The following is a 26,138-nucleotide window of genomic DNA, read 5'->3' as shown; positions in this document are numbered from 1 at the left end:
CGCCGGCACCCACCCCCCTCGTTTTCCCCGTCCGCCTCATGACGGGGCAGCACCACCCATAAGGAAAGGCACTTTTCGTGCGTAACACCGCCAAGATCACCACCGCTGTCCTCGCCGCCGGAGCCCTCACCCTGGGCCTCTCCGCCTGCGGCTCCGACAAGGACTCCGCGTCCTCCTCCGACAAGAGCGGCCCGCTCGTCGTCGCCGCCAGCCCCGTCCCGCACGCCGAGATCCTCAACTTCGTCAAGAAGAACCTGGCGAAGAAGGCGGGCCTGGACCTGGAGGTCAAGGAGTTCCAGGACTACATCGTGCCGAACACCGCGACCGAGGACGGCTCGGTGGACGCCAACTACTTCCAGAACCAGCCGTACCTGGACGACTTCAACAAGAAGCGCGGCACCCACATCGTGCCCGTCGTCACGGTGCACCTGGAGCCGCTCGGCCTCTACTCCCACAAGGTGAAGAGCTCCGACGCCCTGAAGAGCGGTGCGACCGTCGCCGTCCCCAACGACGCGGTGAACGAGGCGCGTGCCCTGAAGCTGCTCGCCTCCAAGGGGCTCATCACCCTCAAGGACGGCGTCGGCAACGAGGCGACCCCGCAGGACATCTCCAAGAACCCGAAGAACCTGAAGTTCAAGGAGGTCGAGGCCGCTCAGACGCCCCGCTCCCTGGACGACGTGGACGCCGCGGTGATCAACGGCAACTACGCCATCTCCGCCGGCCTCAAGCCCGCCAAGGACGCCCTCGTCCTGGAGTCCGCGACGAACAACCCCTACGGCAACTTCCTCGCCGTCAAGAAGGGCAACGAGAACGACCCGCGCGTGAAGAAGCTCGCGAAGCTCCTCACCTCTCCCGAGGTCAAGAAGTTCATAGAGGACAAGTACGCCGGCTCCGTCATCCCCTCCTTCAAGTAGGCGAGGAGCGGCAGTTCACCGGCCGCGGGGCCGCACGGCCTCCCGGTCACCGCACGGGGTCCACTCCACTACCGGGAGTGGACCCCGTTGTGCCGTTCGGTGGTTTCATGCTGCATGCTGGGCAGTTCAGCGGACCTGGCGGTACATCAGGTCCGAAGTCCCCGACGGTTACGGAGCGTCGTATGACGAGCACCTTCCCCGACATCTCCATCAGCACGGAGCGGTTGGTCCTGCGTGCGCTCGACGATGACGATGTCGCTCCGCTGGCCGAGATGATGAACGACGAGATGGTGGCGGCCTGGACGTCGATCCCGCAGCCGTTCTCGCATGACGGCGCCCGCCACTGGATCAGCGACTACGCGCCCACGGAACGCGCGGAGGGGCGTGGACTCGACCTCGCCGTCACCGAGTTCCTCACCCAGCGCCTGGTCGGCGTCATCCAGCTCGGCAAGACCAACTGGCGCGTCCGTTCCACCGAGCTCTCCTACATCGTCGCCCCCTGGGCGCGGGGCGAGGGCTACGCCTCCGAAGCGGCGCTCGCCACCGCCCGGTGGCTCTTCCGGGAGCAGAAGTTCGAGCGCCTCGAACTGCGCACGGCCGCCGACAACACCGCCTCCCAGCAGGTCGCCCAGAAGATCGGCTGCATCAGCGAGGGTGTGCTGCGCAACGCCTGCATAGCGCGTACCCGGACCGAGGACGGCACCTGGGTCGACCTGCGCACCGACTTCATCGTGTGGAGCCTGCTGCCCGAGGACCTGGAGGACGTCGGCGAGCACCACGCCGACGCGGGCGGCTACACCTCGTACAACGACTGGAACTGAGCGGGGCGGGCAGAGGGAGGGCAGTCCGCGCGCCGGAAGTGCCGGCGCACGGGGGTCCGCGCGTCGCGCCGTCCGGACCGGCACGGCACCGTCCGGGCACACCAGGTACCCTCACGGAGCCCGCTCGGGCTGCGCCTGAGAACCCGCGACGACCTTCTGGAGACTGACGACGATGGCCGACCGGGTCACGGTGATCGGCTGGGACGGCTCGCCGCTGACCGCAGCCGCGCGCTCCGCCCTCGGCGCCGCCACCCTCGTGGCGGGTGCGGCCCATCATCTCGCGCTCCCCGAGGTGCCCGAGCGCGCCGAACGCATCCGCCTCGGCAGCGTCGCGCTCGCCGCCCGCCGCATCGCCGGCCACCGCGGTACCGCCGTCGTCTTCGCCGACGGGGACCCCGGATTCTTCGGCGTCGTCCGCACCCTGCGCGCTCCCGAGTTCGGTCTGGAGGTCGAGGTCGTCCCCGCCGTCTCCGCGGTGGCCGCCGCCTTCGCCCGCGCCGGGATGCCCTGGGACGACGCACAGGTGGTCGTCGCCCACGGCCGTACGCTGCGCCGCGCGGTGAACGTGTGCCGCGCCCACACCAAGGTCGCCGTCCTCACCTCGCCGGGCGCCGGCCCCGCCGAACTCGGTCTGCTGCTCGACGGAGTGCACCGCACCTTCGTCATCTGCGAGGAACTCGGCACGTCCGCCGAACAGGTCACGATGCTGACCTCGGACAAGGCGGCCGACCACACCTGGCGCGACCCCAACGTCGTGATCGTCATCGGCGGCTTCGTGGCCACCGCCGAAGGGGGCGGCTGGATAGCGGGCCGTGAGCCCGGCGCCGGACCACGCGGCTGGGCGCTCCCCGCCGAGACGTACGGCGGAGCCCTCGGCGAAGGCGAATCGGATCTGCTGCGGGCCGCCCAACTCGCCCGTCTGGGACCCCGCGTCGGCGACCTCGTCTGGGACATCGGCTGCGGCAGCGGTGCGTTCGCCACCGAGGCCGCCCGTACCGGCGCCGCCGTCATCGCGGTCGACCGCAGCCCGGGCTCCTGCGCCCGCACCGACCACGCCGCGCGGCGCTTCGGCGTCCAGATGCAGGTCGTGCACGGCACCGCGCCGCACATCCTGGAAGACCTGCCCGAACCGGATGTCGTCCGCATCGGCGGTGGGGGAGCGGCCGTCGTCTCGGCCGTCGCCGACCGCCGTCCCCAGCGCATCGTCGCGCACGCCTCCACCCGTGACGCCGCCGAACTCATCGGCCGCGACCTGACCGAACACGGTTACGACGTCGAGTGCGCTCTCATCCAGTCCGTCGAACTCGACACGAGGGCCTGGACGGAGAAGGAGCGGAGCGTCGCGTTCCTGCTCAGCGGCCGTCTGCCGGATCGCGCCCCGTGATCCTGTTGTCGTACTGCGCGCGGTAGGCTGGCCGATCGTTGTACCGCTCCCGTGGGGTCGGCCTTTCGTAGGCCAATGTCCGGAAAACCCGCCCGTTTTGAGGCGTGTGTGGTACGGCAGAACCGGAGGACGCGCAACGTGGCGTAGTCCACAGCAGGCGCTCGCGGATCATGCAGCCGCGAGGGCGGAACGACCGGGACAATGCCAGTTAATGGCTTTGTCGTCTTTGTTGGCCGGTCGTTCGTGCCGCTGGGCACGCACGCTCGTTCTTGACTACGGGGCGGTCGGTGCGCCGTTCCGGGCGAGCTGGACTTGGAAGCACTAACCGATGGGCGAGGGGTACGCATGACCGACACCGGCCAGGTCCCGGGCGAGGGAATGCCGGAGAGCGCAGGCATGGTGGAGCAGCCGGGCGTCGCCGCGCCGGGCGCGTACACCTACCTCGACCCCTCCGTGAGCCCCGCCGAGGACGACGACCTGCTTCTGCTGCCGGGCGCCCCCGGTGCCCAGGGCGCCTGGGGCAACGAGGTGCCGCCGCCGGCCCCCATGCCGTTCGCCCACGAGCCCGGCCCGCACGAGACGGCCGGACGCGACACCGGATCGGTCGATCTCGGCGCCGTCCGCACGGCCGGTCAGGTCCCCGCTCCGCAGCCCGTGCCGCCACGGCGCCCGCTGCACCTCGGTCCGCCCACGCCCGACGGCTCCTCCAGCCCCGTGCGCTCGCTGGCCGACCGCGGGCCCGCGGGCTCGCGCCCCGGCCCCATGGCCGCGCCGGTCACCCCGCTGCGCCACGCGGGGCCGCCGACCGTGGGACCCGAGTACCTCGACGTGCCGCCCACGGGGGACACCTCGCCGCAGGGCGCCGTGGCCTGGGGCGCTCCGCAGGCGGGCCTTGAGGTCCCGGCTGCAGAAACGGTCGTCCCGGAGCATTCCACCGCCCCCGTGGCCGCAGCCGACGCCGAGGCGCCGGACGACGCGAGCGCCGTGCCGGAGCCGGAGTTCCCGGCCGCCCCCTTCGACCACGGCCAGGACCCGGAGACCGCACCGGTGCCCGCGCCCGAGGCCGCGGAAGCGGCGTTCGACCTCCAGGACGCCGACGTGCAGGACGTCCCCCAGGCTTCGGCGAAGAGCCCCGTCGACGAGGCCGCGCCCGCTACGGACGTCCCGTCGGCACCCCAGGTCTCCGACGCCCCGCAGTTCCCGGACACCCCGCTGACCCTCGGCACGCCGGACTCCGTCCAGGCCGCCGGGCAGGCGGTGCCCGCGGACACCGACACCGACCTCTCCCTGTACGGGACGGACACCCCCGCGGAGGCGGACGCCGAGCCCTTCGCGCCCGAGCCGTACCCGGCGCCGGTCGAGGATCTCGTCGCCCCGCAGGCCCCGCAGGAGACCGGCGAGCAGGACGTGTACGCGGCGCCCCCGGCCCAGTTCGCCGAACAGAACGGTCATCTGCCGGAGCCGGCCGCCGCGTTCGCGGAAGAGGCACCTCCGGCGGACGCCGAGCAGCCTTCCGTCCAGCACTTCGACGCGTCCGAGTCGGCCCTGTCGGCTCTCACCGCGCACACCGCCGACGCCTCGCACGGCCGTCCCGTCGACGGTCTCGACGCCTTCCGGGCAGGGGAGTTCACCGAGCCGGCCACGTTCGCCGACGCCTCCTTCACCTCGAACGGCGCCGCCCTGCGGGTGGACGGAGCCTTCGCCCCCGAGGGCGTCGCCTTCGCCGAGGACGCCGCGGCGCACGCCCCGCACGGCGTCCCGGTCGGCGTGGCCGCACACGCGGACGCCTCCCACCCGGCGCCGGGCCACCCGCACGGCGAGCCGCACCACCAGGAGCCGACAGGCGCCCCCGGATTCGCCGGAGCTCCCCTCGAGCCCTCCGCGGACCACTCCCTCGGCCGGTTCGTGCCCGTGGAGGGCCAGGTGCCGACCACGCCGCACCTGGCGCCGACCCCGCCGCACGCCATGACCGTGCCGCCGCTTCCCGTGGAGGAGCAGCCGCCGGTCCAGGAGCCCGAGTTCGTCGCGGCGCCCGTACCGGCGGAGGAGCCCGCCGGCGCGTTCGTGGACGCGGACGCCGAGCCCGTCGCGCAGCCGGCCGTTCCCGCGCCGCGCGAGGCGGAGGCCGCGCCCGGGGAGACCGCCGATCCCGGCCCGCTCGATGTGGAGCCGGAACCCGTCGCCGCGCAGCTCGCGGAGGACCTGGACACCCGGGTCGCCGACCAGGAGGAGAGCACGGCCGCAGTGGAAGACGTACGAGAGTCCAGCGGCCCGGCGGCCCCCGGCTACGACGACGCCGAGCGCGAGGCGGTGCTGCGCGTGATGCGTGAGCGCCGTGACATCCGCAACGGCTTCCGCAGCGACCCGATCCCGCACGACGTGCTGCTGCGGGTCCTGGAGGCCGCGCACACCGCGCCGTCCGTCGGGCACTCCCAGCCCTGGGACTTCGTCGTCATCCGCTCCGCCGACACCCGGCGCAGCATGCACGAACTCGCCCAGCGTCAGCGCGAGGCCTACGCCAAGTCGCTTCCCAAGGGCCGTGCCAAGCAGTTCAAGGAACTGAAGATCGAGGCCATCCTCGACACCCCGGTGAACATCGTCGTCACCGCCGACCCGACCCGCGGCGGCCGGCACACCCTGGGCCGGCACACCCAGCCGCAGATGGCCCCGTACTCCTCCGCCCTCGCCGTCGAGAACCTGTGGCTCGCCGCCCGCGCGGAGGGCCTCGGCGTCGGCTGGGTCAGCTTCTTCGACGAGCGGGAGATGGTCCGCGCCCTCGGGCTCCCCGACCACCTGGAGGTCGTCGCCTACCTGTGCGTCGGGTACGTCGACGAGTTCCCCGACGAGCCCGAGCTGATGCAGGCCGGCTGGTCCAAGCGCCGCCCGCTGTCCTGGGTCGTGCACGAGGAGACGTACGGCCGCCGCGCGCTGCCCGGCGAGGAGCCGCACGACCTGCTCGCCGAGACCGTCTCCAACATCCGCCCCCTGGACGCCAAGGCGCTCGGCGAGGCGTGGGAACGCCAGAAGCGGATGACCAAGCCCGCGGGCGCCCTCGGCATGCTGGAGATCATCTCCGCGCAGTTGTCCGGCCTGTCCCGGATGTGCCCGCCGCCGATCCCCGAGCCGGCCGCCGTCGCGATCTTCGCCGGTGACCACGGGGTGCACGCGCAGGGCGTCACGCCGTGGCCGCAGGAGGTCACCGGTCAGATGGTGGCCAACTTCCTGGGCGGCGGGGCGGTCTGCAACGCCTTCGCCAACCAGGTGGGCGCCGAGGTCTGCGTCATCGACGTGGGCGTGGCCTCCGACCTGCCGGCCACTCCGGGTCTGCTGCCGCGCAAGGTCCGCGCGGGCACCGCCGACATGACGACGGGTCCGGCCATGACCCGTGAGGAGGTCGTGGCCGCGCTGGAAGTGGGCATCGAGACCGCCCGCGACCTCGTGGCCGCCGGCAACAAGGCACTGCTCACCGGTGAGATGGGCATCGCCAACACCACCGCGTCGGCCGCCCTGATCGCCGTCTACACCGGCGCCGACCCCTCCGAGGTCACGGGACGCGGTACCGGCATCAACGACGAGACCCTGGCGCGCAAGACCGAGGTCGTCCGCCGCGCCGTCGAGCTCCACCAGCCGGACCCCGCGGACCCCATCGGCGTCCTCGCGGCCGTCGGCGGACTCGAACACGCGGCCATGGTGGGCCTCCTCCTCGGCGGCGCGTCGCTGCGCACGCCGGTGATCCTGGACGGCGTCAGCGCCGGCGCGGCCGCCCTGGTGGCCCGCGCGATCGCCCCCGAGGTCCTGGCCGCCTGCATCGCGGGCCACCGCAGCGCCGAGCCCGGTCACGTCGCCGCCCTGAACAAGCTGGGCCTGCGCCCGCTGATCGACCTCGACCTGCGCCTCGGCGAGGGAACCGGCGCCCTGCTGGCCCTCCCCGTGGTGCAGAGCGCGGCCCGCGCCATGCACGAGGTGGCCACGTTCGACTCGGCCGGCGTGACCGAGAAGTAGGTCCACCGGCGGCGGACCGGGTGGGCAGGCGCTCCGCGCCGCCCACCCGGCGCCGCCGTAGGCTGGACGCGCACCTAAGATCCCCACGTCAGGGCAGCTCCGATGTCGCAGCGCGCCCGTCCGCACCGCCTGCCCGTACGAGGAGTCGCACCTCCATGGCCGAACACCCCGCCTACCCCGTGGGCCTCCGCCTGACCGGACGTCGTGTCGTCGTCCTCGGCGGCGGCCAGGTGGCCCAGCGACGGCTCCCGGCGCTCATCGCGGCAGGTGCGGCCGTCCACCTCGTGTCACCGGGGGCCACGCCGTCGGTCGAGGCGATGGCGGACGCCGGCGAGATCACCTGGACCCGACGCGCGTACGAGGACGGTGACCTCGCCGACGCCTGGTACGCGCTGATCGCCACGACCGACGAGGACGCCAACGCCGCGGCGTCCGCCGAGGCGGAGCGCCACCGGGTCTGGTGCGTCCGCGCGGACGACGCCGACCGGGCGACCGCCTGGACCCCGGCCACCGGCCACAGCGAAGGCGTGACCGTCGCCGTCCTCACCACGAACGCCAAGGGCCGCGACCCCCGCCACACCGCCGCGATCCGTGACGCCGTGGTCGAGGGACTGCGCGACGGCACCCTCGTCGCGCCGCACCACCGCACCCGGACCGCCGGTGTCGCCCTGGTCGGCGGCGGACCCGGCGACCCCGACCTCATCACGGTCCGCGGCCGCCGCCTGCTCGCCGAGGCCGACGTGGTGATCGCCGACCGGCTCGGCCCCCGCGACCTGCTCGCCGAACTCCCGCCGCACGTCGAGGTGATCGACGCGGCGAAGATCCCGTACGGGCGGTACATGGCCCAGGAGGCCATCAACAACGCGCTCATCGAGCACGCGAAGCAGGGCAAGTCCGTGGTCCGGCTGAAGGGCGGCGACCCGTTCGTCTTCGGCCGCGGCATGGAGGAGGCGCAGGCGCTCGCCGAGGCGGGCATCGCCTGCACGGTCGTCCCCGGCATCTCCAGCTCGATCTCGGTCCCGGGCGCGGCCGGCATCCCGGTCACCCACCGGGGTGTCGCACACGAGTTCACCGTGGTCAGCGGCCATGTCGCCCCGGACGACGAGCGCTCGCTCGTCGACTGGGCCGCGCTCGCCCGGCTCCGCGGCACCCTCGTCGTCCTCATGGGCGTCGACAAGATCGGCAGGATCGCCGACACCCTCGTGGCGCACGGCAAGCCGGCCGACACCCCCGTCGCCCTCGTCCAGGAGGGCACGACCGCCGCCCAGCGCCGCGTCGACGCCACCCTGGCCACCGTGGCCGAGACGGTCCGCGCCGAGGACGTTCGCCCGCCCGCCGTCATCGTCATCGGCGAGGTCGTGAACGCGGGCCCCGGAACCCCTCAGTAACCACGGGTAACCAACCCGTTCCCAGCCGTTGGCACCGCACCCAGGACAAGGCAGTATCACCCTGTGGCCGATCTCATCACCGTCGACAACCCCGACGACCCGCGTCTGAGCGACTACACGGGCCTGACCGACGTGGAACTGCGCCGCAAGCGCGAACCCGCGGAGGGCCTGTTCATCGCCGAGGGCGAGAAGGTCATCAGACGTGCCAAGGACGCCGGGTACGAGATGCGCTCCATGCTCCTGTCGGCCAAGTGGGTCGACGTCATGCGCGACGTCATCGACGAACTCCCGGCGCCCGTCTACGCGGTCAGCCCGGAGCTCGCCGAACAGGTCACCGGCTACCACGTGCACCGCGGAGCCCTCGCCTCGATGCAGCGCAAGCCGCTGCCCACCTCGGACGAACTCCTGCGCACCGCGCGCCGGGTGGTCGTCATGGAGTCGGTCAACGACCACACGAACATCGGCGCCATCTTCCGCTCCGCCGCCGCCCTCGGCATGGACGCGGTCCTGCTCTCACCGGACTGCGCGGACCCTCTCTACCGCCGCTCCGTGAAGGTCTCGATGGGCGCGGTCTTCTCCGTCCCGTACGCCCGGCTGGAGGCCTGGCCGAGGAGCCTGGACTCGGTCCGCGACGCCGGATTCAGCCTGCTCGCCCTCACCCCGGACGAGAAGGCCAGGTCCCTCGACGAGGCGGCCCCGCACCGCATGGACCGGGTCGCGCTGATGCTCGGCGCGGAGGGCGACGGTCTGTCCACCCGCGCGCTGATGGCGGCCGACGAGTGGGTCCGCATCCCGATGGCCCACGGGGTCGACTCCCTGAACGTGGGAGCGGCGGCGGCGGTCGCCTTCTACGCCGTGGCCACGGGCCGCCCCGAGAGCTGACGTCCGCGCGGACGGCCACCGGCCGCCCGCGCCCTCAGCCGTCCAGGTGCATGTCACCGCGGTACGTGTCGGCCATCAGGTCGTCCGTCGGCAGCGGTGTGAACGCCGGCTGCTCTCGGCGCACGTCCTTGCGCGGGTTTCCGTCGTCCAGCCCCCGGGCCGGGCCCTGGCACCCCTGGGCGACCGCGATCCCGAGCGCGACCAGCAGCGTCACCACGACGAAGACGAAGAGGCGCTGGCGCAGCAGCCGCGGATTGGCGGGCCGCCGGCCCGTGCCGGTCGTCCGCGGCCCCGGCCGCCCGGCGCCGCTGCGGGGCGCGGGCCTGCTGCCGGAACGCCCGGTGTTGCGGGCCGGAGCGGGACGCGCCCCCGACCGTGATCCGCCGCTCGTCCCTCCGGTGCGCGGCGGGGGAGTGGCCTGCGGGCGCCGCTGGGTGCGCTGCTCGGCGTACTGCTCGGCCAGCCGGCCCGACGGACGGTCCGGGTCGTTGCGGGGCGCCGGCGGCCGTACGTCGGGCATGCCCTGCGCCTCGCGTGCCGCGATCTCCTTGAGCCGCAGCGACAGTTGGAGCGTGCTGGGCCGCTCCTCGGGGTCCTTCGCCAGGCAGGCGCGGACGAGCGGCGCGAGCGCGTCCGGCACACCCTGCAGATGGGGTTCCTCGTGCACCACCCGGTAGAGCATGACCTCGGAACTGCCCTGTCCGAAGGGCGAGTCCTGGGTCGCGGCGTACGCCAGGGTGGCGCCGAGCGCGAACACGTCCGTGGCCGGGGTGACGGCCGCGCCGCGCACCTGCTCGGGCGCCAGGAAGCCGGGCGAGCCGACGGCCGTACCGACGTGCGTGAGCGTGCTGGCCCCGGTCGCCCAGGCGATGCCGAAGTCGATGATCCGCGGCCCCTTCGGGGACAGCAGGATGTTCGAGGGCTTGAGGTCGCGGTGGACCACGCCCGCCTCGTGCACCGCGACGAGCCCCTCGGAGAGGGCCGCACCGACGGCGGCCACGTCGGCGGCCGACAGGGGCCCTTCCTCCGAGACCTTGTCGTGCAGGGAGGGGCCGGGCACGTACTGCGTGGCGAACCACGGCCGGTCGGCCTCCAGGTCGGCGGCGACGAGCCGCGCCGTGCAGCCGCCCCTGATCCGCCGGGCCGCCGAGACCTCACGGGCGAACCGCGAGCGGAACTCCTGATCCTCCGCCAGATCCGGCCGGATCACCTTCAGTGCGACCCGCTGTCCGCGCCGGTCGGAGCCCAGGTAGACAACGCCCATCCCGCCCGCGCCGAGCCGTCGGTGAAGCCTGAACGAGCCGACGACACGCGGGTCCTCGCGCCTCAGGCGCATCATCGCCATGTCCATCCCCGCTGCCCGGTCCGTTTGACGAGCCACAGCTTACGTTTCCGCGGCCGGGTGCGCGCAGAGGCCGCGCCCTCTCGTCCCGATCGATTGTCAGTGCCGGGTGGGAAACTTGAAAGGTGGTCAGGGAGCGTGCGCCCAGGACCTCTTTGGGGAGCTCGGTATCCCAACCACCCGTCGCAGAAGGGGGATTGAGCCCGTGAAGGGTGACCGCGTGGAGATAGTGGTGGACGCAGGGGACACGACGCGTACGTACGAGGTGGTGGCGAGCAGGGCGGGTCGCCGGGTGGAGACAGCGGTGCGCCGAGGGGTGGTGGAAGTGAGCGAAGTCACCCGAAGCGGATCAGTGGTGCGGACCGCCCGCTTCATGGCGACTCGGGTGCTCGCGCTCGTCGAGCAGCCGGTGCCCCGTGAGGACAGTTCGGAACAGTAGGGGCACATCGGACACCCTGTCCGGGAAGACCCTGAGACCTGGGTCCCCGTCTCCACCCAGGGGAGTACTCCGCAGGTCATCGCTCATCCTCCGGGAGGCCCGGCAATCGGTACGAGGGCATGACGACCCGTCCTCGGCGCGCGCCTAGATTTGAGGTCAAGCGGCGGGTGCAGCACTCGTCCCCCGAGGTCAAGCACCCGCCGCTGCCAACCACAACAGAAGCTCGGTCAGGAGAGGGACCATGACCCGGACGGCATCGCGGACAGCGCTCCGCACGCAGGGACGCAGAGCGTACGGCGCAGCGTTCGGCACCCGTCGTCAGGGGCAGCGCCACCCCTTGGTGGCGACAGCCATGGTCCTTCCACTGGCGGCCCTGCTCGTAGTCGTCTTCGGCGGCTGGGACGCAGTGGTCACACAGGCGTCGTCCGTGGGCGTGATGCTGGGGCGCTGAGCGGCGCCCCAGGCCCGGAAGAGCGGTCCGGGCGGGGACATCCGGCCATGAAACCCCGTGGGGACGGGGGTGCGGCGGACGGCACGAGGAATGCCCGCGCAGCTGGGGAGCTGCGCGGGCATTCTTCATGCCCGCCGCGGGTGTTGCGCCGGGTGCCCGCGGGCAGGGTGCCGCGAGGCGCGGGCCGGCCCTTCCGCCCTTGCCTCGTCTGCGTACGCTCACCGGCAGGCGTCGTACTACCTCAGGGGGACCCGTGACCGCAGACACCCTGCTGCCCGCGCTCACCGCCAGCGCCCGGTACGCGGCCCACCCCGCGAGCGACACGGACTGCTCCTGCGCCGCCGAGGACGCGCTGCTCGCCGATCGGGACGACGGCACCGTGGTCCGGCACGGCGGCACCGTCGCCAAGGCCCACGCCCCGGACACCGACCCCGCGGCACTCGCCCGCCGTCTGTCCGTGGCCGCGGAACTCCCCGGCGTCCTGCTGCCTCCGCTGGCCAGCACCCCGGCCGGCCTCCTCGGCCGCCAGGTGACCCTCTGGCCGTACGGCAGCCCCGTCGACCCCGACGCCCCCGACGCGGCTCCCTGGGAGGCGGCCGCGACCCTGCTGGCCCGACTGCACCGGGCTCCCGTCCCCGTCGGTCTGCCGCCCATGCGCGGGCCGCTCAAGGCCGCCCGCGCGATCGCCCGCCTGCGCGCCGCCGGACCGCACCCGGGTGCGGCTCCCGTGCTGCGGGCCTGGGCCGGCCTGCCCGACTGGGCCCGGGCGCAGGCGCCGATGGCCGCCACGACCCTCTGTCACGGCGACCTGCACCTCGGACAGCTCGTCCGCCATCCCGCGCCGGACGGCCCGTGGGTCCTCATCGACATCGACGACCTCGGAGCCGGCGACCCCACCTGGGACCTGGCCAGGCCGGCCGCCTGGTACGCCTGCGGACTGCTCCCGCCCGACGAGTGGCTCCGCTTCCTGACCGCGTACCAGGACGCGGGCGGCCCGGCCGTCCCCGTAGAAGGCGATCCCTGGCCTTCCCTGGACGTCGCCGCCCGTGCCCTCACCGTGCAGACGGCGGCCCTGGCCGTCGCCAAGTCCGCGGCGGCGGACCGGCCGTTGGACGAGGTGCAGCAGGCCGTCGTCGACGCCTGTGACCGAATGAGTGGTGAACCACCCGAGTTGGGTCAAGGTTTCGCGACGTAGGGTGCAACCGACCGAAGCCGGGCAGTGTCTGTCCTGGCGGAAGCAGTACCGACCGGCGAGGAGTTGAGCCGAGCATGCAGTGTCCGAAATGCCATGCGCCGATGCACACGTACAACCGCAATGGCGTCCAGATCGAGCAGTGCAGCGGCTGCCGCGGGATATTTCTCGACTACGGCGAGCTGGAGGCGCTGACGCGCGTGGAGTCGCAGTGGTCGCAGCCCGCGCCGCCGCCCCAGGGCGCTCCGCAGGCGTACCCGTCCGCCCCCGCGCCCGCGTGGGGAGCCCCGCAGCACGGCGGCCACGGCGGTGGTCACTACGGCGGGCACGGCGGCCACCACCGTCACAAGAGCTTCGGCCACATGCTCTTCTCGTCCTGAACGACCGAAGGGGCCCCTCCGCGACGGAGGGGCCCCTTCGCCGTGCGTGCCCCGGCACGGCCGGAGCACGACGAAGCCCCCGACCGTACGAGACGGCCGGGGGCTTCGGGTGGTGCGCGATACTGGGATTGAACCAGTGACCTCTTCCGTGTCAGGGAAGCGCTCTCCCGCTGAGCTAATCGCGCAGGTCACGCGGCCGGAAGCCACGCTTGCTGCTCATACTGCGTGCGCGATACTGGGATTGAACCAGTGACCTCTTCCGTGTCAGGGAAGCGCTCTCCCGCTGAGCTAATCGCGCGGGGATCCTTGCGGACCAGTGGACGATACTGGGATTGAACCAGTGACCTCTTCCGTGTCAGGGAAGCGCTCTCCCGCTGAGCTAATCGTCCTTGGAGGTGGAGACGGGATTTGAACCCGTGTAGACGGCTTTGCAGGCCGTTGCCTCGCCTCTCGGCCACTCCACCAGGAGTGCGGGGGTTCGGGAAGATCCCCCACTTCCTGCGAGCGGACGACCAGGTTCGAACTGGCGACCTCAACCTTGGCAAGGTTGCGCTCTACCAACTGAGCTACGTCCGCTTGTCGTTTCCGTTCCGCTTGCGCGGCCCGGCGACGAGTTGAACTCTAGCGGATTCCCGGGCCAGCACAAAAACGCGTTTGTGCAGCGTGCTGCCCCCTGTCCGCCCGAGGACATGGTCAGGGCACCCGCGGGACACCCGCTCTAGACTCGGCTGCGTGCTCGACCACCCTCCTCTCGCCCGCTTCGGCGGTCTCGTCGCGACCGGTCTCCTCGACGTCACCAGCGATCCCGCCGCTCTGGACTCGGCCGGTTTCTGGGCCGTCGCGGCCGACTTCGAGGGGCGCCTGACCTGCGCCCGCTTCCGCGACGTACGCCGGGAGCCGGTGCCCGCGCCGGTGCCCGGCCGATGGCACGGACCCGCCGCCGGTGACTGGACGTCGTCCCTCGACCGCGCCGCGTACACCGCGGGCGTACGCCGGATCCGCGAGCACATCGCCGCCGGCGAGGTCTACCAGGCGAACCTCTGCCGGGTCCTGTCCGCGCCCCTCCCGCCCGACGCGGACGTGGACGCGCTGACCGCCCTGCTGGCCCACGGCAACCCGGCCCCCTACGCGGGAACGATCCGGCTGCCCGCCCACGGTGTCGAGATAGCCACGGCCTCTCCGGAACTCTTCCTGCGCCGCTCGGGCCGTGCGGTCGAGTCCGGGCCGATCAAGGGCACCGGTCGCACCGAGGCGGACCTGCTGGAGAAGGACTACGCCGAGAACGTCATGATCGTGGACCTCGTCCGCAACGACATCGGCCAGGTCTGTGTCCCGGGCAGCGTGAGCGTGCCGGACCTGTGTGTCGTCGAGAAGCACCCGGGCCTCGTGCACCTCGTGTCCGCCGTCCACGGCGAGCTGCGCGCCGACGCGGGCTGGCCGGAACTCCTCGGCGCGGCCTTCCCGCCCGGTTCCGTCACCGGAGCGCCGAAGTCCAGCGCCCTGCGGATCATCGACACCCTGGAGACCGTGCCGCGCGGCCCGTACTGCGGGGGCATCGGCTGGGTCGACGCCGACCGCGGCACCGGTGAGCTGGCCGTGGGCATCCGCACCTTCTGGATCGACCGCGCCGACGCCTTCCTGCGCTTCGGCACCGGAGCCGGCATCACCTGGGGCTCCGACCCCGAGGGGGAGTGGCGGGAGACCGAACTGAAGGCGTCCCGGCTGCTCGCGGTAGCGTCGGGAGTGTACGAGGCGGGTGACGGGACCCCCACCCCCTGAGCCGGGCCCGGGCACCGCACACACCACCGGGGCGACGACGCCACTCCGGACGACGTGTCCGGCACTCTCATGCGAGGTAACCAGTGAAGCTTTGGCTCGACGGCGGGCTGCAGGACGTCGACACCGCCCGCGTCTCCGTCTTCGATCACGGACTGACCGTGGGTGACGGCATCTTCGAGACCGTGAAGGCCGTCGACGGCCGGCCGTTCGCGCTGACCCGTCACCTCGACCGGCTGGCCCGCTCCGCGCGCGGCCTCGGGCTGCCCGAACCCGACGCCGACGAGGTGCGCCGCGCCTGCGCCGCCGTCATCGACGCCAACCCGATGCCGCTCGGCCGGCTGCGCATCACCTACACCGGCGGCCACGGCCCGCTCGGCTCCGACCGCGGCGATCAGGGACCCACCCTCGTCGTCGCGCTCGGCGCCTCCGACCGGCGGCCCGACGCGACCGCCGTCGTCACCGTCCCCTGGACCCGCAACGAACGCGGCGCCCTGACCGGCCTCAAGACCACCTCGTACGCCGAGAACGTCGTCGCCCTGGCCCGCGCGCGTGAACACGGCGCGTCCGAGGCGCTGTTCGCCAACACGGTGGGTCAACTCTGCGAGGGCACCGGGTCGAACGTCTTCGTCGTGCTCGACGGCGAGATCCACACCCCGCCCGTCGCCTCCGGCTGTCTCGCCGGCATCACCCGCGCCCTCGCCGTCGAGTGGACCGGCGCCCGGGAGACCGACCTGCCGCTGGACGTCCTGGAGCGCGCCGACGAGGTCTTCCTCACGTCCACCCTGCGCGACGTGCAGGCCGTGCACCGGGTCGACGGACGTGAACTGCCGGGTGCGCCCGGCCCGGTGACCGCCAAGGCGATGCGGGTCTTCGACGAGCGCGCGGGCGACGACCTCGATCCCTGACCGGTCCGCGGCGGCCGGCACCCCGCGATCGGGGGGGTAATTCGGCTGCCCCCGCACTCCTCAGGGGGTACAACTCCTCTGATGACCACCACCCTGCGGCCGACCGAGCCGCTTCAGCTCGCCGACAACGGGACGCGTTCACGCCGCTACCAGGTGTGCGTGAACAGTCGCCCGGTCGGTGCGGTCCACCTGGCGACGAGCCCCGAGCTCGGGCCCGCCTTCGCCAAGATCCACGATCTGCGCATCGAGGAACCCGACCGGGGCCGCGGCCGGGGCACCGTGGCCGCGCTGGCCGCCGAGGAGGTGGCACGCGGCTGGGGCTGCCGGCAGATCGAGGTGGCCGTCCCCGGCGACGCCCCCAGAGCGCTCGGGCTGACACGGGCGCTCGGATACGTCCTGCGCAACCGCGCCATGGAGAAGGCCCTCGACGGCACGGCGCCTGCGCTGCCGTCGGGCAGTGCCGAACGGCCCATGAAGCGGGCCGAGTACGAGGTCTGGGACCGGACCGGCCGGCAGGAGTACACGCAGGACTGGGTGAAACGCGGCCTGCCCGAGAGCGAGGCGCGTACCAAGGCGGACCGGGACTTCGGCCTCGCGCTGCCGCAGGGCCCGGACACCGACGGCGCGCGCCTGACCGTGCTGGAGCACGAGGGCGTCCCGGTGGGCGAACTGTGGCTGGGCCACCGGGGCGAGCGGGCCTTCGTCTACGACGTCGCGGTCCGTGAGGGCCACCGCGGCCACGGCCACGGCCGGACGCTCATGCTGATCGCCGAGGCGCAGGCGGCCGCCGCCGGATTCCGTCGCCTCGCGCTGAACGTCTTCGCGGGCAACCTCCCGGCCGAACGGCTCTACGAGTCCCTCGGCTACGCGACGACCGAGAGCTACCTCTACAAGAGCCTGCTGTAGCCGGCCGGGCGACAGCAGGCCACGAGAACCGTCCGGCCCGGACCGACACGCCAAGCCGCCTGAGAGGTGGGCCCGTTGGGCGGTCCGGGGCGGTCGTCAGGCCTGTTCGGCGAGCAGCCGGTCGGCGATCTCCTCGATGCGCTCGCGCAGCCCCTCCTGGCTCTTGCCGCCGTCCAGCCGCTCACCGTCGATGACGTAGGTCGGTGTCCCGGTGACGCCGATCGCCTTGCCCTCGGCCTGGTCGGCGTCGACGATCAGGATGTGCCGGCCGTCGATCAGGGCGGTGTCGAACTCCTCGGCGTCCAGGCCGAGTTCCCCGGCGATCTCGATCAGGAGGGGTTCGCCCTTGCGGTCCAGCTCCGCCACCCGGTCGAGCACGGCCTCGACGTACGGCCAGGCGCTGCCCTGCTCGGCGGCCTCCTCGGCGGCCTGCGCCGCGGCGAACGCGTGCTTGTGCTTCTCCAGCGGGAAGTGCCGCAGCCGCAGCTCCAGACGGTCGCCGTAGCGGGCGCGCAGGGCCTGCAGATCGGCGAGAGCGTCACGGCAGTCGGCGCACTGCAGCTCGCACCACACGTCCAGGACGACGGGGGCCGGAGGCTGGGTGGAGGAGGCGGGGGAGTCGTTCATGGGGCCCAGTCTCCCAGCTCCGGAAGGGGGCGGACCAACCGGGACCTGGGGAGGAGGGCATCCCCGAGATGTCCCTGAGGTTGGCTCGGGGCGTGGCCCCGGGGGTGGGTCACGGTGCAGGATGGAGGGGACGAACCGCCCGTTCGACCGAGCCCTGCCTGGAGGACCGGATGATTGCAGAGACCGTCTGTTCAGCCGTCTCCGTCGCCGGCCTCGGCATCGCCGCGGTCACGGCCTACCGCAAGCGTTTCCTGTCGGCGGCCCGCATCGCCGCGTACTCGCTGGTGCCGATCGGCCTGGTCATGACCGGTGTGGTCGGCTGGCTGGCCGACACCGCGTTCAGTCCGACCGCGTGGGCCGGCTTCGTGGTGCTCGGCGGCGCCTGGGTGCTCTTCATGATCACCCGTGCCGTGGAGCGGCGCGGTGGCGGGACGCGCAAGGAGCGCAGGGCGGCCAAGGCCGCCGCGGAGCGCGACGCCGTCGCCCCGGCGGCCTCGGCCCCGTCCCTCGGCCAGGCCTCCCGGCCGGCGGCGCAGCCCGCGGCCCGGCCGACCGCCAAGCCCGCCGCGCAGCCCCGGCGGTCCGAGGGCTCCGGTGACGACTTCAGCGATATCGAGGCGATCCTCAAGAAGCACGGCATCTGAGAGCACGGCACCGGCGAAGCGGCCCGTCAGGGCGGCACGCCACTCGATCCGTCCGATCCGAGAAGCGCGGCGTCGGAGCGGTACGGCTCCCGGGGCCGACCCGCCACAAGATCGCACGCGGGGCGCACGGAACGTACGGAACCGTTCAGGTTCGGGCACGCCCGTCACATGATCCAGCGAACTCCCGTATATTCCGTGCGTGTTGATCGCGCAGTGGGTGCCACCTGCGTCATCATCGCCCGCGAGATGCTGGACACAACACCGAGCGACACCGCCGCCCCGCCCAAGGAGCGGCGAGGTTGTCTCTTCGCGCTCTCCCAGCCGCCACTGATGATCTTCCTGACAGTGATCGGCTGCCTGCTACTCATGGCTTCGCTGCACGACCTGCTGCTGCTCTGAGCTGTACACGGAGCCCCTGGCGTCACCCGCCGAGGGCTCCGTCGGTCCGGTCTCCCGAGGGGGCGGCCGCCCGTTGAGTCCACGTGTCCACCCTCCCGCCCGCTGCACCCGCTCCCGGTGCCTCGGCGTGCCCCGAAAGCCCCGAGGTGCCGCTCAGCCCGCGGCCTCCTTGCGGCGCGCCCGGTAGGCGGCCACGTGGAGCCGGTTCCCGCAGGTACGGCTGTCACAGTAGCGGCGCGAACGGTTGCGGGAGAGATCGACGAAGGCCCGCCGGCAGTCCGGGGCCTCGCAGCGGCGCAGCCGCTCCTGCTCCCCGGCGACCACGAAGAAGGCCAGCGCCATCCCGCAGTCCGCCGCGAGATGGTCGGCGACCGAGGCCCCCGGCGCGAAGTAGTGGACATGCCAGTCGTAGCCGTCGTGGTCCGTCAGCCGGGGCGTGGTGCCGGCCGTGGCGATCAGCTCGTTGATGAGCGAGGCGGAGGTCCGGGGATCATCGGCCGCGAAGATCGCGGCGAACCGGCCGCGGATCCGGTGCACGGAGGCGAGATCGTCCGCCGACAGCACCCCGACATCACTGATCTCGTGCTTTCGTACGAAATCGGCGAGGTGCGGGACGTCCGCGAGTCCGTCGGCCGTCTCGTCCTCCGGCGCGGTGTTCACCAGATCCACCACGGTGTCGAGTGAGCACCGGGTGTCGTGGGTGATCAGCACGATTCGCTCCCTGGCCTGGGGCCGGGCGAGGGCGCCCGTCCGATGCTGGCCGATCGTAGTGCTTCCCGGCCGGGCGGAGACGGGCGTGGGCCCCCGGGCACGCGCCGGCGCCGCCGCCGCGGACTTTCCGCGACGCCGGCGCCGGTGTCATCCCTATGCGGTTGTCTAGGCCCGAGCCGTCTCCCCGAGTGGACGGCGCCGGGCGGCTCTGTGGAGACGCGTCAGCTCTCGGCCAGGATGTGTGAGAGCTCCGTGTCGAGGTCGAAGTGCCGGTGTTCCGTACCCGGGGGCACGGCTGCGTCCGTTCGCTTCAGGAAGGATTCCAGGGCCCTCGCGGGGGCTTCGAGCAGGGCTTCACCCTCCGGGGAGCTCAGGGCGATGCATACGACGCCCTGGCCGTGGCTACGGGACGGCCAGACTCGGACGTCGCCGGTACCGGTGGGCCGGTGCAGGCCCTCGGCGAGGAGGTCGCGGGCGAACACCCACTCGACGGTTTCCTCGGCTCCGGTGTGGAAGGTGGCGTGCACGGCGTAGGGATCGGCCGTGTCATACCGCAGTCCTGCGGGTACAGGCAGTGAGGACTCGCTCGACACAACGAGGCGCAGGTGCAGCTCGCAGCTGACCGTGGTGTTCATAAGCGCCAGGGCCTTTCGCTCAGTGTGCGCTCGGGGATTCGCACGTCGGCGAAATCGACATGCCACCTACGGTGCCGTTGTAAACCCCTCTGAGGGTTTTGCGTGTCTTTATGTAACTCATCCGGCCGAGGGTGCCTTCGCCGGATAGGGCCATTCCGGTGACCGGTTTCTCTCGGGTAGGGTTTGGTCGTATGAATACGGGGAGTGACGAGCCGGGCGAGGTCGCCATGGCGGACGACGAGGCGGAGAATGAACGAGCGCTCGGTTCGCGGGCGCCGGAATTCATCAAGGCGCGACGCGCGCTGCACGTGAGCTGGCAGGTCGGCGTTTTCGTCGTGGGGCTCGCGGTGGTCGGTGCGGGCGTGGTGATGCTTCCGCTGCCGGGCCCCGGCTGGCTGGTGATCTTCGGGGGCATGGCGATCTGGGCGACCGAGTTCGTCTGGGCCCAGCTGGTGCTGCGCTGGACGAAGCGCAAGGTCACGGAGGCCACCCAACGGGCGCTCGACCCCAAGGTGCGGCGCCGCAACATCATCCTGACGACGATCGGCCTCGTGATCGTGGCCGTCCTCGTCGGTGTGTATGTCTGGAAGTTCGGCTTCGAGATGCCCTGGAACATCAAGGAGTGACAGGGCGGGCCCGGCCCCCCGCGGGCCGTCCGTGCTGGTCGAAGCCATCCCCTGACATGGGGTAATGTTCTCTCTGCGCCCGGGCGATTAGCTCAGCGGGAGAGCGCTTCGTTCACACCGAAGAGGTCACTGGTTCGAACCCAGTATCGCCCACCTGTACGAAACGGCTCCGGTCCACGATCTCGTGGACCGGAGCCTTTCTCGTTGTCGCGCGGGAGGGCCCGCCGGACGCGGAGGCCACTGTCCCCGTCGGAGCCGGCGGGGCGTGCATGTGCCCAGGTCATCTGCCTCGGGCCTGTCCTGAAACGGGCTGCGGCCTCCGGGCGGTCGGCCCGTGGCGCTCCGCTCGGGACCCCGCCGGTTCCCGCGGAACGCGGTGATCGAGGGTGACGGGGGTGGGCGCGGCCCGGGTCGGTGTCGATCCGCGCGCGACCCGACGGCGTCGTCCGGCCGGTTCGAACCGACTGTTCCGCACCTCGCCGCCCGCTTCCGTCGGTGCGACCGCCGCCGGGCGTCGGGTCCCCCTCCTCACGCTCCGTTCCGAGGAGCGTCGTCAGTGCTTCCCGCGGCCGTACGTTTTCGGCCGTGCGCCCCCTCCACCCCGCGATGCGAAAGATGTTCGATCAATCGATCGTGTGCGCCCGACCTGCGGAGTCCCGTCCTTGGGTGCCGGCCTCGTCGCACGGTCCTGAGAAGGCGGGCGGGGTGGGGCGCGTTCGGGTCCTGTCCGAATCACGGGTGCGCCCCGCTGCGACGCGGCAGGCAGTGGCGGTGCCATGAGCGGACCGTGACGGTCCGTCATGTGAGGGTGTGTCTGCCGGGCCGTTCGGGGCGGCGGGAGGCTCGTGACTCGTGCCTCCCGGAAGAAGCGGAAGCTTCCGAAGGGTTGGTGAAGCGGACTTCACGGATTATGAGGACTTCCGGGGGAAGTTCTTGTGACCGGTCTCCGTGGAAATGTGGTGCACGCATTTCGGAACGCCATCTGATTTCTGCGGAAGTACGACAAGAACGGGAGTCCGTTCGGCTCAATTCGCGGATAGGTGTGGGAAATATTATTCCGCTCGGGAAATCGGCCGTCGGAGTTGAGAAGGACGGGCCCGGCGGACGGAAAACAGTTCGGTATTCCGGGCCTTCCCGACGCCGCGTCACTTCACCACGGCGGGGCGGCGCTTGGGGACGGGCGGGCACCGTCCGGGACAGGCGCCGAGTGGCGGCCCATTCTTCGGGGCGCACCCAAGGCGGTCCGTGTTGCGCGCGTCAAGCACCCGCCGCCCGACGCGCCGGAGATACACCCGGGTGGCCCCGGCGCGGAAATGCGCAGCGGCCGAGGTGTGGCCGTCGGCCCTCTCTCCCCGGCCCTGTGGACCGGGAGCTTCCGCGGTCGGGCGACGGGCGCGACAGCCGCCCCGCGCCTCCGCGCCAATACCCGCGACGGCCTTCCGAATTCCCGGAAGCGGTACCGGGCGGTTCTGTCTCCACGGCTTCACCGAGACGTCCGGCGGCGCCGGTGGCCGAGGGCCGACCGGCGCCGCCGTGGCGGATCGACGGCTCCTCGGTCAGTTCATCCGTCCCAGTACGTCCCGCACGCGCCGCGCGTCGCGGATCCGCTGCTCGTACGTGGCGCCCAGGGCGAGCAGCAGCACGCCGGCGAGCGCGGGCGCCACCCAGCGGGGGAGTGCGTCGACCATCTGCACGATGTAGGGCGCGAGTTCGTGCAGCGCGTCCATGGTCAGCACCGTGCCGCCGAGCAGCAGCGGCGCCTGGAGGCGGTGCCGGGCGCCCAGCAGCGTGACGGCGAGCGCCGTCGCACCGAGCAGCAGCGGGCGCAGCGTCTGCGGATCGGCCCACGCGGCCAGGAGGCTCGGGAAGAGACTCACGGACAGCACCGGCGCGTACGCGGTCCAGGACGAGACCGCCGGGTCCTCGCGGCGCCGGTACACGCCCACGAGCAGCGCCGGGACGGTCACCGGCAGCGTGTAGGCCTCCGGGGACGTCACGTCCCAGGCCGCCAGCCGCACCCAGGCGGCCAGGACGAACAGGGCGGCGGCCGCGTAGCCGACGGACCGGCGGTCCTCCCGTACGGCGGTGCCCGCGGCGATGACCCCGCACAGCGCGAGGACCGTGGCCAGCATCGGCGGGTCGGTGACGGTCAGCGTGACGGTCAGCAGGGCCGCGACGGCTCCGGTGATCTCGGCCGACACCCTCGTCGGCACGTCGTCGAGGCGCGCCGCGAGAAGAGCGGCCACGACGGGGACCGCCAGGACGAGCAGGGCCGTGTGCTGGGGCTGCCAGCCGAGGGACGCGCCCACCGCGCACGCCGAGGCGGCGAGGTGGACGAGGGCGGCGGGCGTCCCGACCGGACCGAGACCGGGCTGCCGGGCGGTGACCGCGAACAGGACGGTCAGCGCGGCGAACACGGTCAGGGTGGCGGTCTCGGAGGCCAGCGCCAGGAACGCGAGATCGACGGAGGTGACCAGGGCCAGGACCACCGAGATCACCGGAGGACGCGTGCGGCGGGCGAGCGCCAGCAGGGCGACCGTCGTCAGTCCGTGGACGGAAAGGCCTGCCGCGTAGGGGAGTTCGAGGGCGGCCGGGAGCGAGAGAGCCGTCGACCACGCCAGGACCAGAGCGGCCGTCAGGGCCCGCGGACGCCACGCGGCGGAGCGGACCGTGACCGCCAGGACGGCCGCGACGACGGCGAGGACGAGCGGCGCTGTGAGCGCGTCCGGCGGCCAGGGCAGACCGCTCGTCAGCGCGTCCCGGGCCGTCGCCGGGGCACCGGACCAGACCGCGCCGGCCCGGCCGAGCGGTCCGACGAGCGAGATCACCACCACGGGCAGCGCCCAGACCACGGCGAGCGCCTGCACGGAGCCGGAGGCGGCGGCGATCCCGCGGCGCACCGGATCCGGCAGCCCTGGCCGGACGACGGCCGCCAACAGGGCCAGGCCGCACACCAGATGGCCGGCGACGGTCCACTCGCCGGGCAGGACCGTACGCAGCACACCACCGGACGCGACGACCGTGATCAGCCCGGCGGCCGTGGCGGTGCCGGTCGCGAGGCCCGGCCGCGCGGCGGCCCACCCCGCCGAGAAGGCGATCGACGCGGCGAGGAGCAGGAGCGCGGCCGCCCGGGTCGCGGCGCCCGGACCGGCCGCCGTCCAGGACAGGTAGCAGCCGGCGAACGTGCCCCAGCCCCCCAGACCGAACGCGCCGACAGCGGCGACGACCCGGACGGCCGTCGACGACGCGCGCAGGGCGATCACGGCGTCGAACGCGGCCGTCACCAGCAGGGCGGCCGTGATGGCGTGCGCCCCGGCACCGACGGCGGCCGCCCAGAGCACGAGCGGGAACTGGGCGGCGACCACGGCGGCCGGGACAGGCAGCCGCAGGCCGAGGACGGTCCCCCGTCGTACCGCTCCGGTGTCCGGGCCCGACTCCTTCGGACCGGCACCGCTCGCCGCGGACTCCTGCCCGGGGACCGCCGAGGAGGGACCCTCGGTGGTCACCCCGACCGGTTCGCCCCCCGGAGCGCCGCGCCGCGCGCCGACCGTGAGCCCGTACGCGGCCCACCCGGCGGCCAGGGCCGCCGAGGCGAACGCCGCGAACCCCACGCCGTCGGTGTCCGGCAGCGCGACCGTGTGCAGGGCGTACGCGTCCAGGACCGTCAGGACCATGCCGAGGCCGGCCAGCGACTCGGCGGTCGACCGCAGGCCGCGCCGCAGGAGCGGCACGGGCGCACCGAGCGCGGCCAGCGTCACCGCGCCGAGCACGGTGGACCGCCCCACGATCCCCAGGTGGCCCCAGCTCACGAGCGTGAACGCGACGGCGGCGACGGTGAGCAGGATGCCGCCGAGGATCAGGAGCACGTTCTGCACACCGGGCGCCGTGGCCTCCGGCCGGCGGACCGGCGCCGGAGGCGCCGTCGGGACGGGCCGCGGCTGCAGCACGTGGACCAGCCAGGCACGGCGGTGCAGCAACACGGCCCGGCGTGCGTCCAGTTGCCGCAGTTCGGCGTCCAAGAGCCGCAGCTCTTCGGCCGGGGGCGGGATAGGGGTCATGTTCCGGAGTGTGGTTCCGGCCACATGTCCAGGACATGAGTGCGCGTACTCACGCCGTACTCAGGTCCGCCGGCGGGTCCGTGTGTACGGGACCCGGCCGCCCGCGAACAAGGGCGCATACGAACGGACATGAGGAGGGCCCGACCACGGGCACACTCGTTCCATGGACTGGAGTCACTACCGCTTCCACAGCGAGTGGGAGCTGCCCGCGCCTCCCGCAGCCGTGTTCGCCGCCCTGGAACGCGCCGAGAACTACCCGCTCTGGTGGCCGCAGGTGCGCGCGGTGACACCGGTCGACGACCGCAGCGGCGTCATCCGGATCCGCTCCACCCTGCCGTACGACATCACCTTCACCGCACGCGAGGCGCGCCGGGACCCCGCGGCCGGCGTCCTGGAGATCGCGATGACGGGCGACCTGGACGGCTGGGCGCGCTGGACCCTCGATGTCACGGGACCGGGCACCCGCGCGCACTACGACCAGGAAGTGCGCGTGACCACGGCACTGCTGCGCCGCCTGGCCGTGCCCGGACGGCCCTTCTTCCGCGCCAACCACGCCCTGATGATGCGCGCGGGACGGCGCGGCCTGAGGACCTACCTCGAAGCGGTTTGAACCCCACCCGCCGGGACCTGTATGGTTCGGTGCGTTCCCGGGCGATTAGCTCAGTGGGAGAGCGCTTCGTTCACACCGAAGAGGTCACTGGTTCGAACCCAGTATCGCCCACCCGGAGAAGACCGGTCCGTCACCGACGGACCGGTTTTTCGTTGTGCCTGTGCCTGTGCCCACGTGCCCGTTCAGGCCGCGGCCGCCGGCTGATCGGGCCGCAGCGGCCACGCCGGATCCACCGCCTCGTCCGAACCGCTGCGCGCGAACCACGCCTGCAGCCCGCGCGCCTGCGCCGCGTGCCACACCGCCTGGAGCGTGTGCAGCTCGGCCGGCGACAGCCGTTCGAGCCGCGGAGCGAACCGGCGCCCCACCGCCCGCACCAGTTCCAGCGACGCCAGCGCGTCCGCCGCCGCGTCGTGCGCGCCCTCCAGCACCACGTCGTAGTGCGCGCACAGGTCGGTCAGGGTGCGGCGCCCCTTGCGGTAGCGGTCCAGGTGCTTGTCCAGGACCCGCGGGTCGAGCACCCGCAGCGCCGCCGGGTCGAACCAGCGGTCCAGCGGCGACGCCCGGTGCCGGCGCAACTCCCGGTCCAGGAGCGTCAGATCGAACGGGGCGTTCATCACCACGAGCGGCCGGCCCACCGCCGCCTGCTCGCCCAGCTCGCGCGCTATCTCCTCCAGTACGGGCGCAGGCCAGCGGCCGTTGCGCTGCAGATGTTCGTCCGTGAGCCCGTGCACCGCTGTCGCGCCCGCGGGCACCGGCACTCCCGGGTTCACCAGCCATCGGGTCACCCTGGGGCGGGTACCCGCGGCGTCCTGGACGACGACGGCGGCCGACACGATCCTGTCGGTCTCGACGTCCACGCCCGTCGTCTCCGTGTCGAACGCGGCCAGAGGGCCCTCGTACCAGCACGTCATACCTACACAACTCCTCGTTCACCCACGGCAGCTGACGCACCGTCTTCTGCCCGTTTGGTGATACCCGGGCTGTTTGCGCCGTACGCCGGAAGGAGACAACAGAGGTACGGGTCTTTGCAGTTCAGCGACCCG

Annotated in this window: 23 protein-coding genes and 7 tRNA genes; 19 read left to right on the top strand and 11 right to left on the bottom strand. The window is 72.7% G+C overall.

The genetic code is table 11. The features are described 5' to 3' along the window. The first annotated feature begins 77 nt into the window (after positions 1-77). From ABZT74_RS13440 to ABZT74_RS13415, 6 genes are all read left to right on the top strand, one after another. Entirely contained in the window at positions 78-914 is an 837-nt protein-coding gene (locus ABZT74_RS13440; protein ID WP_356177109.1) for a MetQ/NlpA family ABC transporter substrate-binding protein, read from the top strand. A gap of 182 nt (positions 915-1,096) precedes the next feature. Further along, entirely contained in the window at positions 1,097-1,735 is a 639-nt protein-coding gene (locus ABZT74_RS13435) for a GNAT family N-acetyltransferase (protein WP_356434698.1), read from the top strand. Positions 1,736-1,907: 172 nt separating this feature from the next. Next, positions 1,908-3,119 (top strand): precorrin-6y C5,15-methyltransferase (decarboxylating) subunit CbiE, encoded by a 1,212-nt coding sequence (gene cbiE, locus ABZT74_RS13430; RefSeq protein ID WP_356434695.1) that lies wholly within the window; start codon positions 1,908-1,910, stop codon positions 3,117-3,119. A 345-nt stretch (positions 3,120-3,464) separates the two neighbouring features. Continuing rightward, positions 3,465-7,121: a nicotinate-nucleotide--dimethylbenzimidazole phosphoribosyltransferase gene (gene cobT / locus ABZT74_RS13425; RefSeq protein WP_356434691.1), complete on the top strand. Its 3,657-nt coding sequence runs from the start codon at positions 3,465-3,467 to the stop codon at positions 7,119-7,121. A 155-nt stretch (positions 7,122-7,276) separates the two neighbouring features. Beyond that, the gene (gene cobA / locus ABZT74_RS13420; protein WP_356177107.1) at positions 7,277-8,509 is read left to right on the top strand and encodes a uroporphyrinogen-III C-methyltransferase; all 1,233 of its coding nucleotides are present in this window, start codon (positions 7,277-7,279) and stop codon (positions 8,507-8,509) included. A gap of 63 nt (positions 8,510-8,572) precedes the next feature. Continuing rightward, the gene (locus ABZT74_RS13415; RefSeq protein WP_356434688.1) at positions 8,573-9,391 is read left to right on the top strand and encodes an RNA methyltransferase; all 819 of its coding nucleotides are present in this window, start codon (positions 8,573-8,575) and stop codon (positions 9,389-9,391) included. Positions 9,392-9,425: 34 nt separating this feature from the next. Here ABZT74_RS13415 and ABZT74_RS13410 read toward each other — a convergent pair whose 3' ends face one another. Beyond that, the gene (locus ABZT74_RS13410) at positions 9,426-10,742 is read right to left on the bottom strand and encodes a serine/threonine-protein kinase (protein ID WP_356177106.1); all 1,317 of its coding nucleotides are present in this window, start codon (positions 10,740-10,742) and stop codon (positions 9,426-9,428) included. A gap of 196 nt (positions 10,743-10,938) precedes the next feature. Here ABZT74_RS13410 and ABZT74_RS13405 point away from each other — a divergent pair, with 196 nt between their 5' ends. The 4 genes from ABZT74_RS13405 to ABZT74_RS13390 all read left to right on the top strand — a co-directional run bounded on the left by ABZT74_RS13405 (position 10,939) and on the right by ABZT74_RS13390 (position 13,195). Next, complete coding sequence (locus ABZT74_RS13405; RefSeq protein WP_081223398.1) at positions 10,939-11,172, top strand: hypothetical protein; 234 nt, start codon at positions 10,939-10,941, stop codon at positions 11,170-11,172. Positions 11,173-11,413: 241 nt separating this feature from the next. Next, entirely contained in the window at positions 11,414-11,623 is a 210-nt protein-coding gene (locus tag ABZT74_RS13400) for a hypothetical protein (protein WP_355865977.1), read from the top strand. Positions 11,624-11,876: 253 nt separating this feature from the next. After that, complete coding sequence (locus ABZT74_RS13395; RefSeq protein WP_356434685.1) at positions 11,877-12,818, top strand: aminoglycoside phosphotransferase family protein; 942 nt, start codon at positions 11,877-11,879, stop codon at positions 12,816-12,818. Positions 12,819-12,892: 74 nt separating this feature from the next. After that, a complete protein-coding gene (locus tag ABZT74_RS13390) occupies positions 12,893-13,195 on the top strand; it encodes a zf-TFIIB domain-containing protein (protein WP_081223395.1) in 303 nt (100 codons plus the stop codon). 110 nt (positions 13,196-13,305) lie between these two features. Here ABZT74_RS13390 and ABZT74_RS13385 read toward each other — a convergent pair. The 5 genes from ABZT74_RS13385 to ABZT74_RS13365 all read right to left on the bottom strand — a co-directional run bounded on the left by ABZT74_RS13385 (position 13,306) and on the right by ABZT74_RS13365 (position 13,771). Further along, a tRNA-Val gene (locus ABZT74_RS13385) sits at positions 13,306-13,380 on the bottom strand. 41 nt (positions 13,381-13,421) lie between these two features. Then, a tRNA-Val gene (locus tag ABZT74_RS13380) sits at positions 13,422-13,493 on the bottom strand. Positions 13,494-13,512: 19 nt separating this feature from the next. After that, positions 13,513-13,584 (bottom strand) — tRNA-Val (locus tag ABZT74_RS13375). 1 nt (position 13,585) lies between these two features. After that, positions 13,586-13,659: transfer RNA gene (locus ABZT74_RS13370), tRNA-Cys, on the bottom strand. Positions 13,660-13,698: 39 nt separating this feature from the next. Then, positions 13,699-13,771, bottom strand: a tRNA-Gly gene (locus tag ABZT74_RS13365). A 156-nt stretch (positions 13,772-13,927) separates the two neighbouring features. On the opposite strand from ABZT74_RS13365, the gene ABZT74_RS13360 reads away from it, so the two are divergent. The 3 genes from ABZT74_RS13360 (at position 13,928) to ABZT74_RS13350 (ending at position 16,785) form a co-directional block, all read left to right on the top strand. After that, positions 13,928-14,974: a chorismate-binding protein gene (locus ABZT74_RS13360; RefSeq protein WP_356434682.1), complete on the top strand. Its 1,047-nt coding sequence runs from the start codon at positions 13,928-13,930 to the stop codon at positions 14,972-14,974. A gap of 83 nt (positions 14,975-15,057) precedes the next feature. Beyond that, entirely contained in the window at positions 15,058-15,879 is an 822-nt protein-coding gene (locus ABZT74_RS13355; protein ID WP_356177103.1) for an aminodeoxychorismate lyase, read from the top strand. Between the two features lie 81 nt (positions 15,880-15,960). Then, positions 15,961-16,785 carry a GNAT family N-acetyltransferase gene (locus tag ABZT74_RS13350; RefSeq protein WP_356434679.1) on the top strand — a complete coding sequence of 275 codons (825 nt, stop codon included), beginning with the start codon at positions 15,961-15,963 and terminating at the stop codon, positions 16,783-16,785. Between the two features lie 96 nt (positions 16,786-16,881). On the opposite strand, the gene ABZT74_RS13345 is transcribed toward ABZT74_RS13350, so the two are convergent. Beyond that, positions 16,882-17,412 (bottom strand): DsbA family protein, encoded by a 531-nt coding sequence (locus ABZT74_RS13345; protein ID WP_356434676.1) that lies wholly within the window; start codon positions 17,410-17,412, stop codon positions 16,882-16,884. Positions 17,413-17,582: 170 nt separating this feature from the next. Between ABZT74_RS13345 and ABZT74_RS13340 the strand changes: the two genes are divergently transcribed. Both ABZT74_RS13340 and ABZT74_RS13335 read left to right on the top strand, forming a co-directional pair. After that, the gene (locus tag ABZT74_RS13340; protein ID WP_356434673.1) at positions 17,583-18,056 is read left to right on the top strand and encodes a hypothetical protein; all 474 of its coding nucleotides are present in this window, start codon (positions 17,583-17,585) and stop codon (positions 18,054-18,056) included. A 195-nt stretch (positions 18,057-18,251) separates the two neighbouring features. Next, entirely contained in the window at positions 18,252-18,455 is a 204-nt protein-coding gene (locus ABZT74_RS13335; RefSeq protein ID WP_355866481.1) for a hypothetical protein, read from the top strand. A 153-nt stretch (positions 18,456-18,608) separates the two neighbouring features. Here ABZT74_RS13335 and ABZT74_RS13330 read toward each other — a convergent pair whose 3' ends face one another. Together ABZT74_RS13330 and ABZT74_RS13325 are read right to left on the bottom strand one after the other, a co-directional pair. Beyond that, positions 18,609-19,166, bottom strand: coding sequence for a CGNR zinc finger domain-containing protein (locus ABZT74_RS13330; RefSeq protein ID WP_355866000.1), 558 nt, complete (start codon positions 19,164-19,166; stop codon positions 18,609-18,611). A 221-nt stretch (positions 19,167-19,387) separates the two neighbouring features. Further along, complete coding sequence (locus ABZT74_RS13325) at positions 19,388-19,801, bottom strand: SsgA family sporulation/cell division regulator (protein WP_003959770.1); 414 nt, start codon at positions 19,799-19,801, stop codon at positions 19,388-19,390. A gap of 191 nt (positions 19,802-19,992) precedes the next feature. On the opposite strand from ABZT74_RS13325, the gene ABZT74_RS13320 reads away from it, so the two are divergent. Continuing rightward, positions 19,993-20,427, top strand: coding sequence for a TIGR02611 family protein (locus tag ABZT74_RS13320; protein ID WP_355866003.1), 435 nt, complete (start codon positions 19,993-19,995; stop codon positions 20,425-20,427). A gap of 81 nt (positions 20,428-20,508) precedes the next feature. Further along, positions 20,509-20,580 (top strand) — tRNA-Val (locus tag ABZT74_RS13315). A 1,403-nt stretch (positions 20,581-21,983) separates the two neighbouring features. Here the strand turns inward: ABZT74_RS13315 and ABZT74_RS13310 are convergent. Next, the gene (locus tag ABZT74_RS13310; RefSeq protein WP_356434670.1) at positions 21,984-24,485 is read right to left on the bottom strand and encodes a hypothetical protein; all 2,502 of its coding nucleotides are present in this window, start codon (positions 24,483-24,485) and stop codon (positions 21,984-21,986) included. A 163-nt stretch (positions 24,486-24,648) separates the two neighbouring features. On the opposite strand from ABZT74_RS13310, the gene ABZT74_RS13305 reads away from it, so the two are divergent. Both ABZT74_RS13305 and ABZT74_RS13300 read left to right on the top strand, forming a co-directional pair. After that, complete coding sequence (locus ABZT74_RS13305) at positions 24,649-25,095, top strand: SRPBCC family protein (protein ID WP_356177098.1); 447 nt, start codon at positions 24,649-24,651, stop codon at positions 25,093-25,095. Between the two features lie 39 nt (positions 25,096-25,134). Continuing rightward, positions 25,135-25,206: transfer RNA gene (locus tag ABZT74_RS13300), tRNA-Val, on the top strand. A 71-nt stretch (positions 25,207-25,277) separates the two neighbouring features. Here ABZT74_RS13300 and ABZT74_RS13295 read toward each other — a convergent pair. After that, positions 25,278-26,006: a 3'-5' exonuclease gene (locus tag ABZT74_RS13295; RefSeq protein WP_355866012.1), complete on the bottom strand. Its 729-nt coding sequence runs from the start codon at positions 26,004-26,006 to the stop codon at positions 25,278-25,280. Positions 26,007-26,138: the final 132 nt, after the last annotated feature.

Origin of the sequence: Streptomyces sp. NPDC005302 (genome assembly GCF_040607345.1) — a bacterium.
In the GTDB taxonomy this organism is placed as follows: Bacteria; Actinomycetota; Actinomycetes; order Streptomycetales; family Streptomycetaceae; genus Streptomyces.
This window is presented reverse-complemented; position numbering and strand designations above follow the sequence as displayed.

Excerpts from the sequence above, each read along its gene's own strand:
- ABZT74_RS13435 (WP_356434698.1), top strand. The coding sequence starts at position 1,097 with ATGACGAGCACCTTCCCCGACATCTCCATCAGCACGGAGCGGTTGGTC.
- cbiE (WP_356434695.1), top strand. The coding sequence starts at position 1,908 with ATGGCCGACCGGGTCACGGTGATCGGCTGGGACGGCTCGCCGCTGACC.
- cobT (WP_356434691.1), top strand. The coding sequence starts at position 3,465 with ATGACCGACACCGGCCAGGTCCCGGGCGAGGGAATGCCGGAGAGCGCA.
- cobA (WP_356177107.1), top strand. The coding sequence starts at position 7,277 with ATGGCCGAACACCCCGCCTACCCCGTGGGCCTCCGCCTGACCGGACGT.
- ABZT74_RS13410 (WP_356177106.1), bottom strand. The coding sequence starts at position 10,742 with ATGGACATGGCGATGATGCGCCTGAGGCGCGAGGACCCGCGTGTCGTC.
- ABZT74_RS13400 (WP_355865977.1), top strand. The coding sequence starts at position 11,414 with ATGACCCGGACGGCATCGCGGACAGCGCTCCGCACGCAGGGACGCAGA.
- ABZT74_RS13390 (WP_081223395.1), top strand. The coding sequence starts at position 12,893 with ATGCAGTGTCCGAAATGCCATGCGCCGATGCACACGTACAACCGCAAT.
- ABZT74_RS13350 (WP_356434679.1), top strand. The coding sequence starts at position 15,961 with ATGACCACCACCCTGCGGCCGACCGAGCCGCTTCAGCTCGCCGACAAC.
- ABZT74_RS13345 (WP_356434676.1), bottom strand. The coding sequence starts at position 17,412 with ATGAACGACTCCCCCGCCTCCTCCACCCAGCCTCCGGCCCCCGTCGTC.
- ABZT74_RS13340 (WP_356434673.1), top strand. The coding sequence starts at position 17,583 with ATGATTGCAGAGACCGTCTGTTCAGCCGTCTCCGTCGCCGGCCTCGGC.
- ABZT74_RS13325 (WP_003959770.1), bottom strand. The coding sequence starts at position 19,801 with ATGAACACCACGGTCAGCTGCGAGCTGCACCTGCGCCTCGTTGTGTCG.
- ABZT74_RS13320 (WP_355866003.1), top strand. The coding sequence starts at position 19,993 with ATGAATACGGGGAGTGACGAGCCGGGCGAGGTCGCCATGGCGGACGAC.
- ABZT74_RS13310 (WP_356434670.1), bottom strand. The coding sequence starts at position 24,485 with ATGACCCCTATCCCGCCCCCGGCCGAAGAGCTGCGGCTCTTGGACGCC.
- ABZT74_RS13305 (WP_356177098.1), top strand. The coding sequence starts at position 24,649 with ATGGACTGGAGTCACTACCGCTTCCACAGCGAGTGGGAGCTGCCCGCG.
- ABZT74_RS13295 (WP_355866012.1), bottom strand. The coding sequence starts at position 26,006 with ATGACGTGCTGGTACGAGGGCCCTCTGGCCGCGTTCGACACGGAGACG.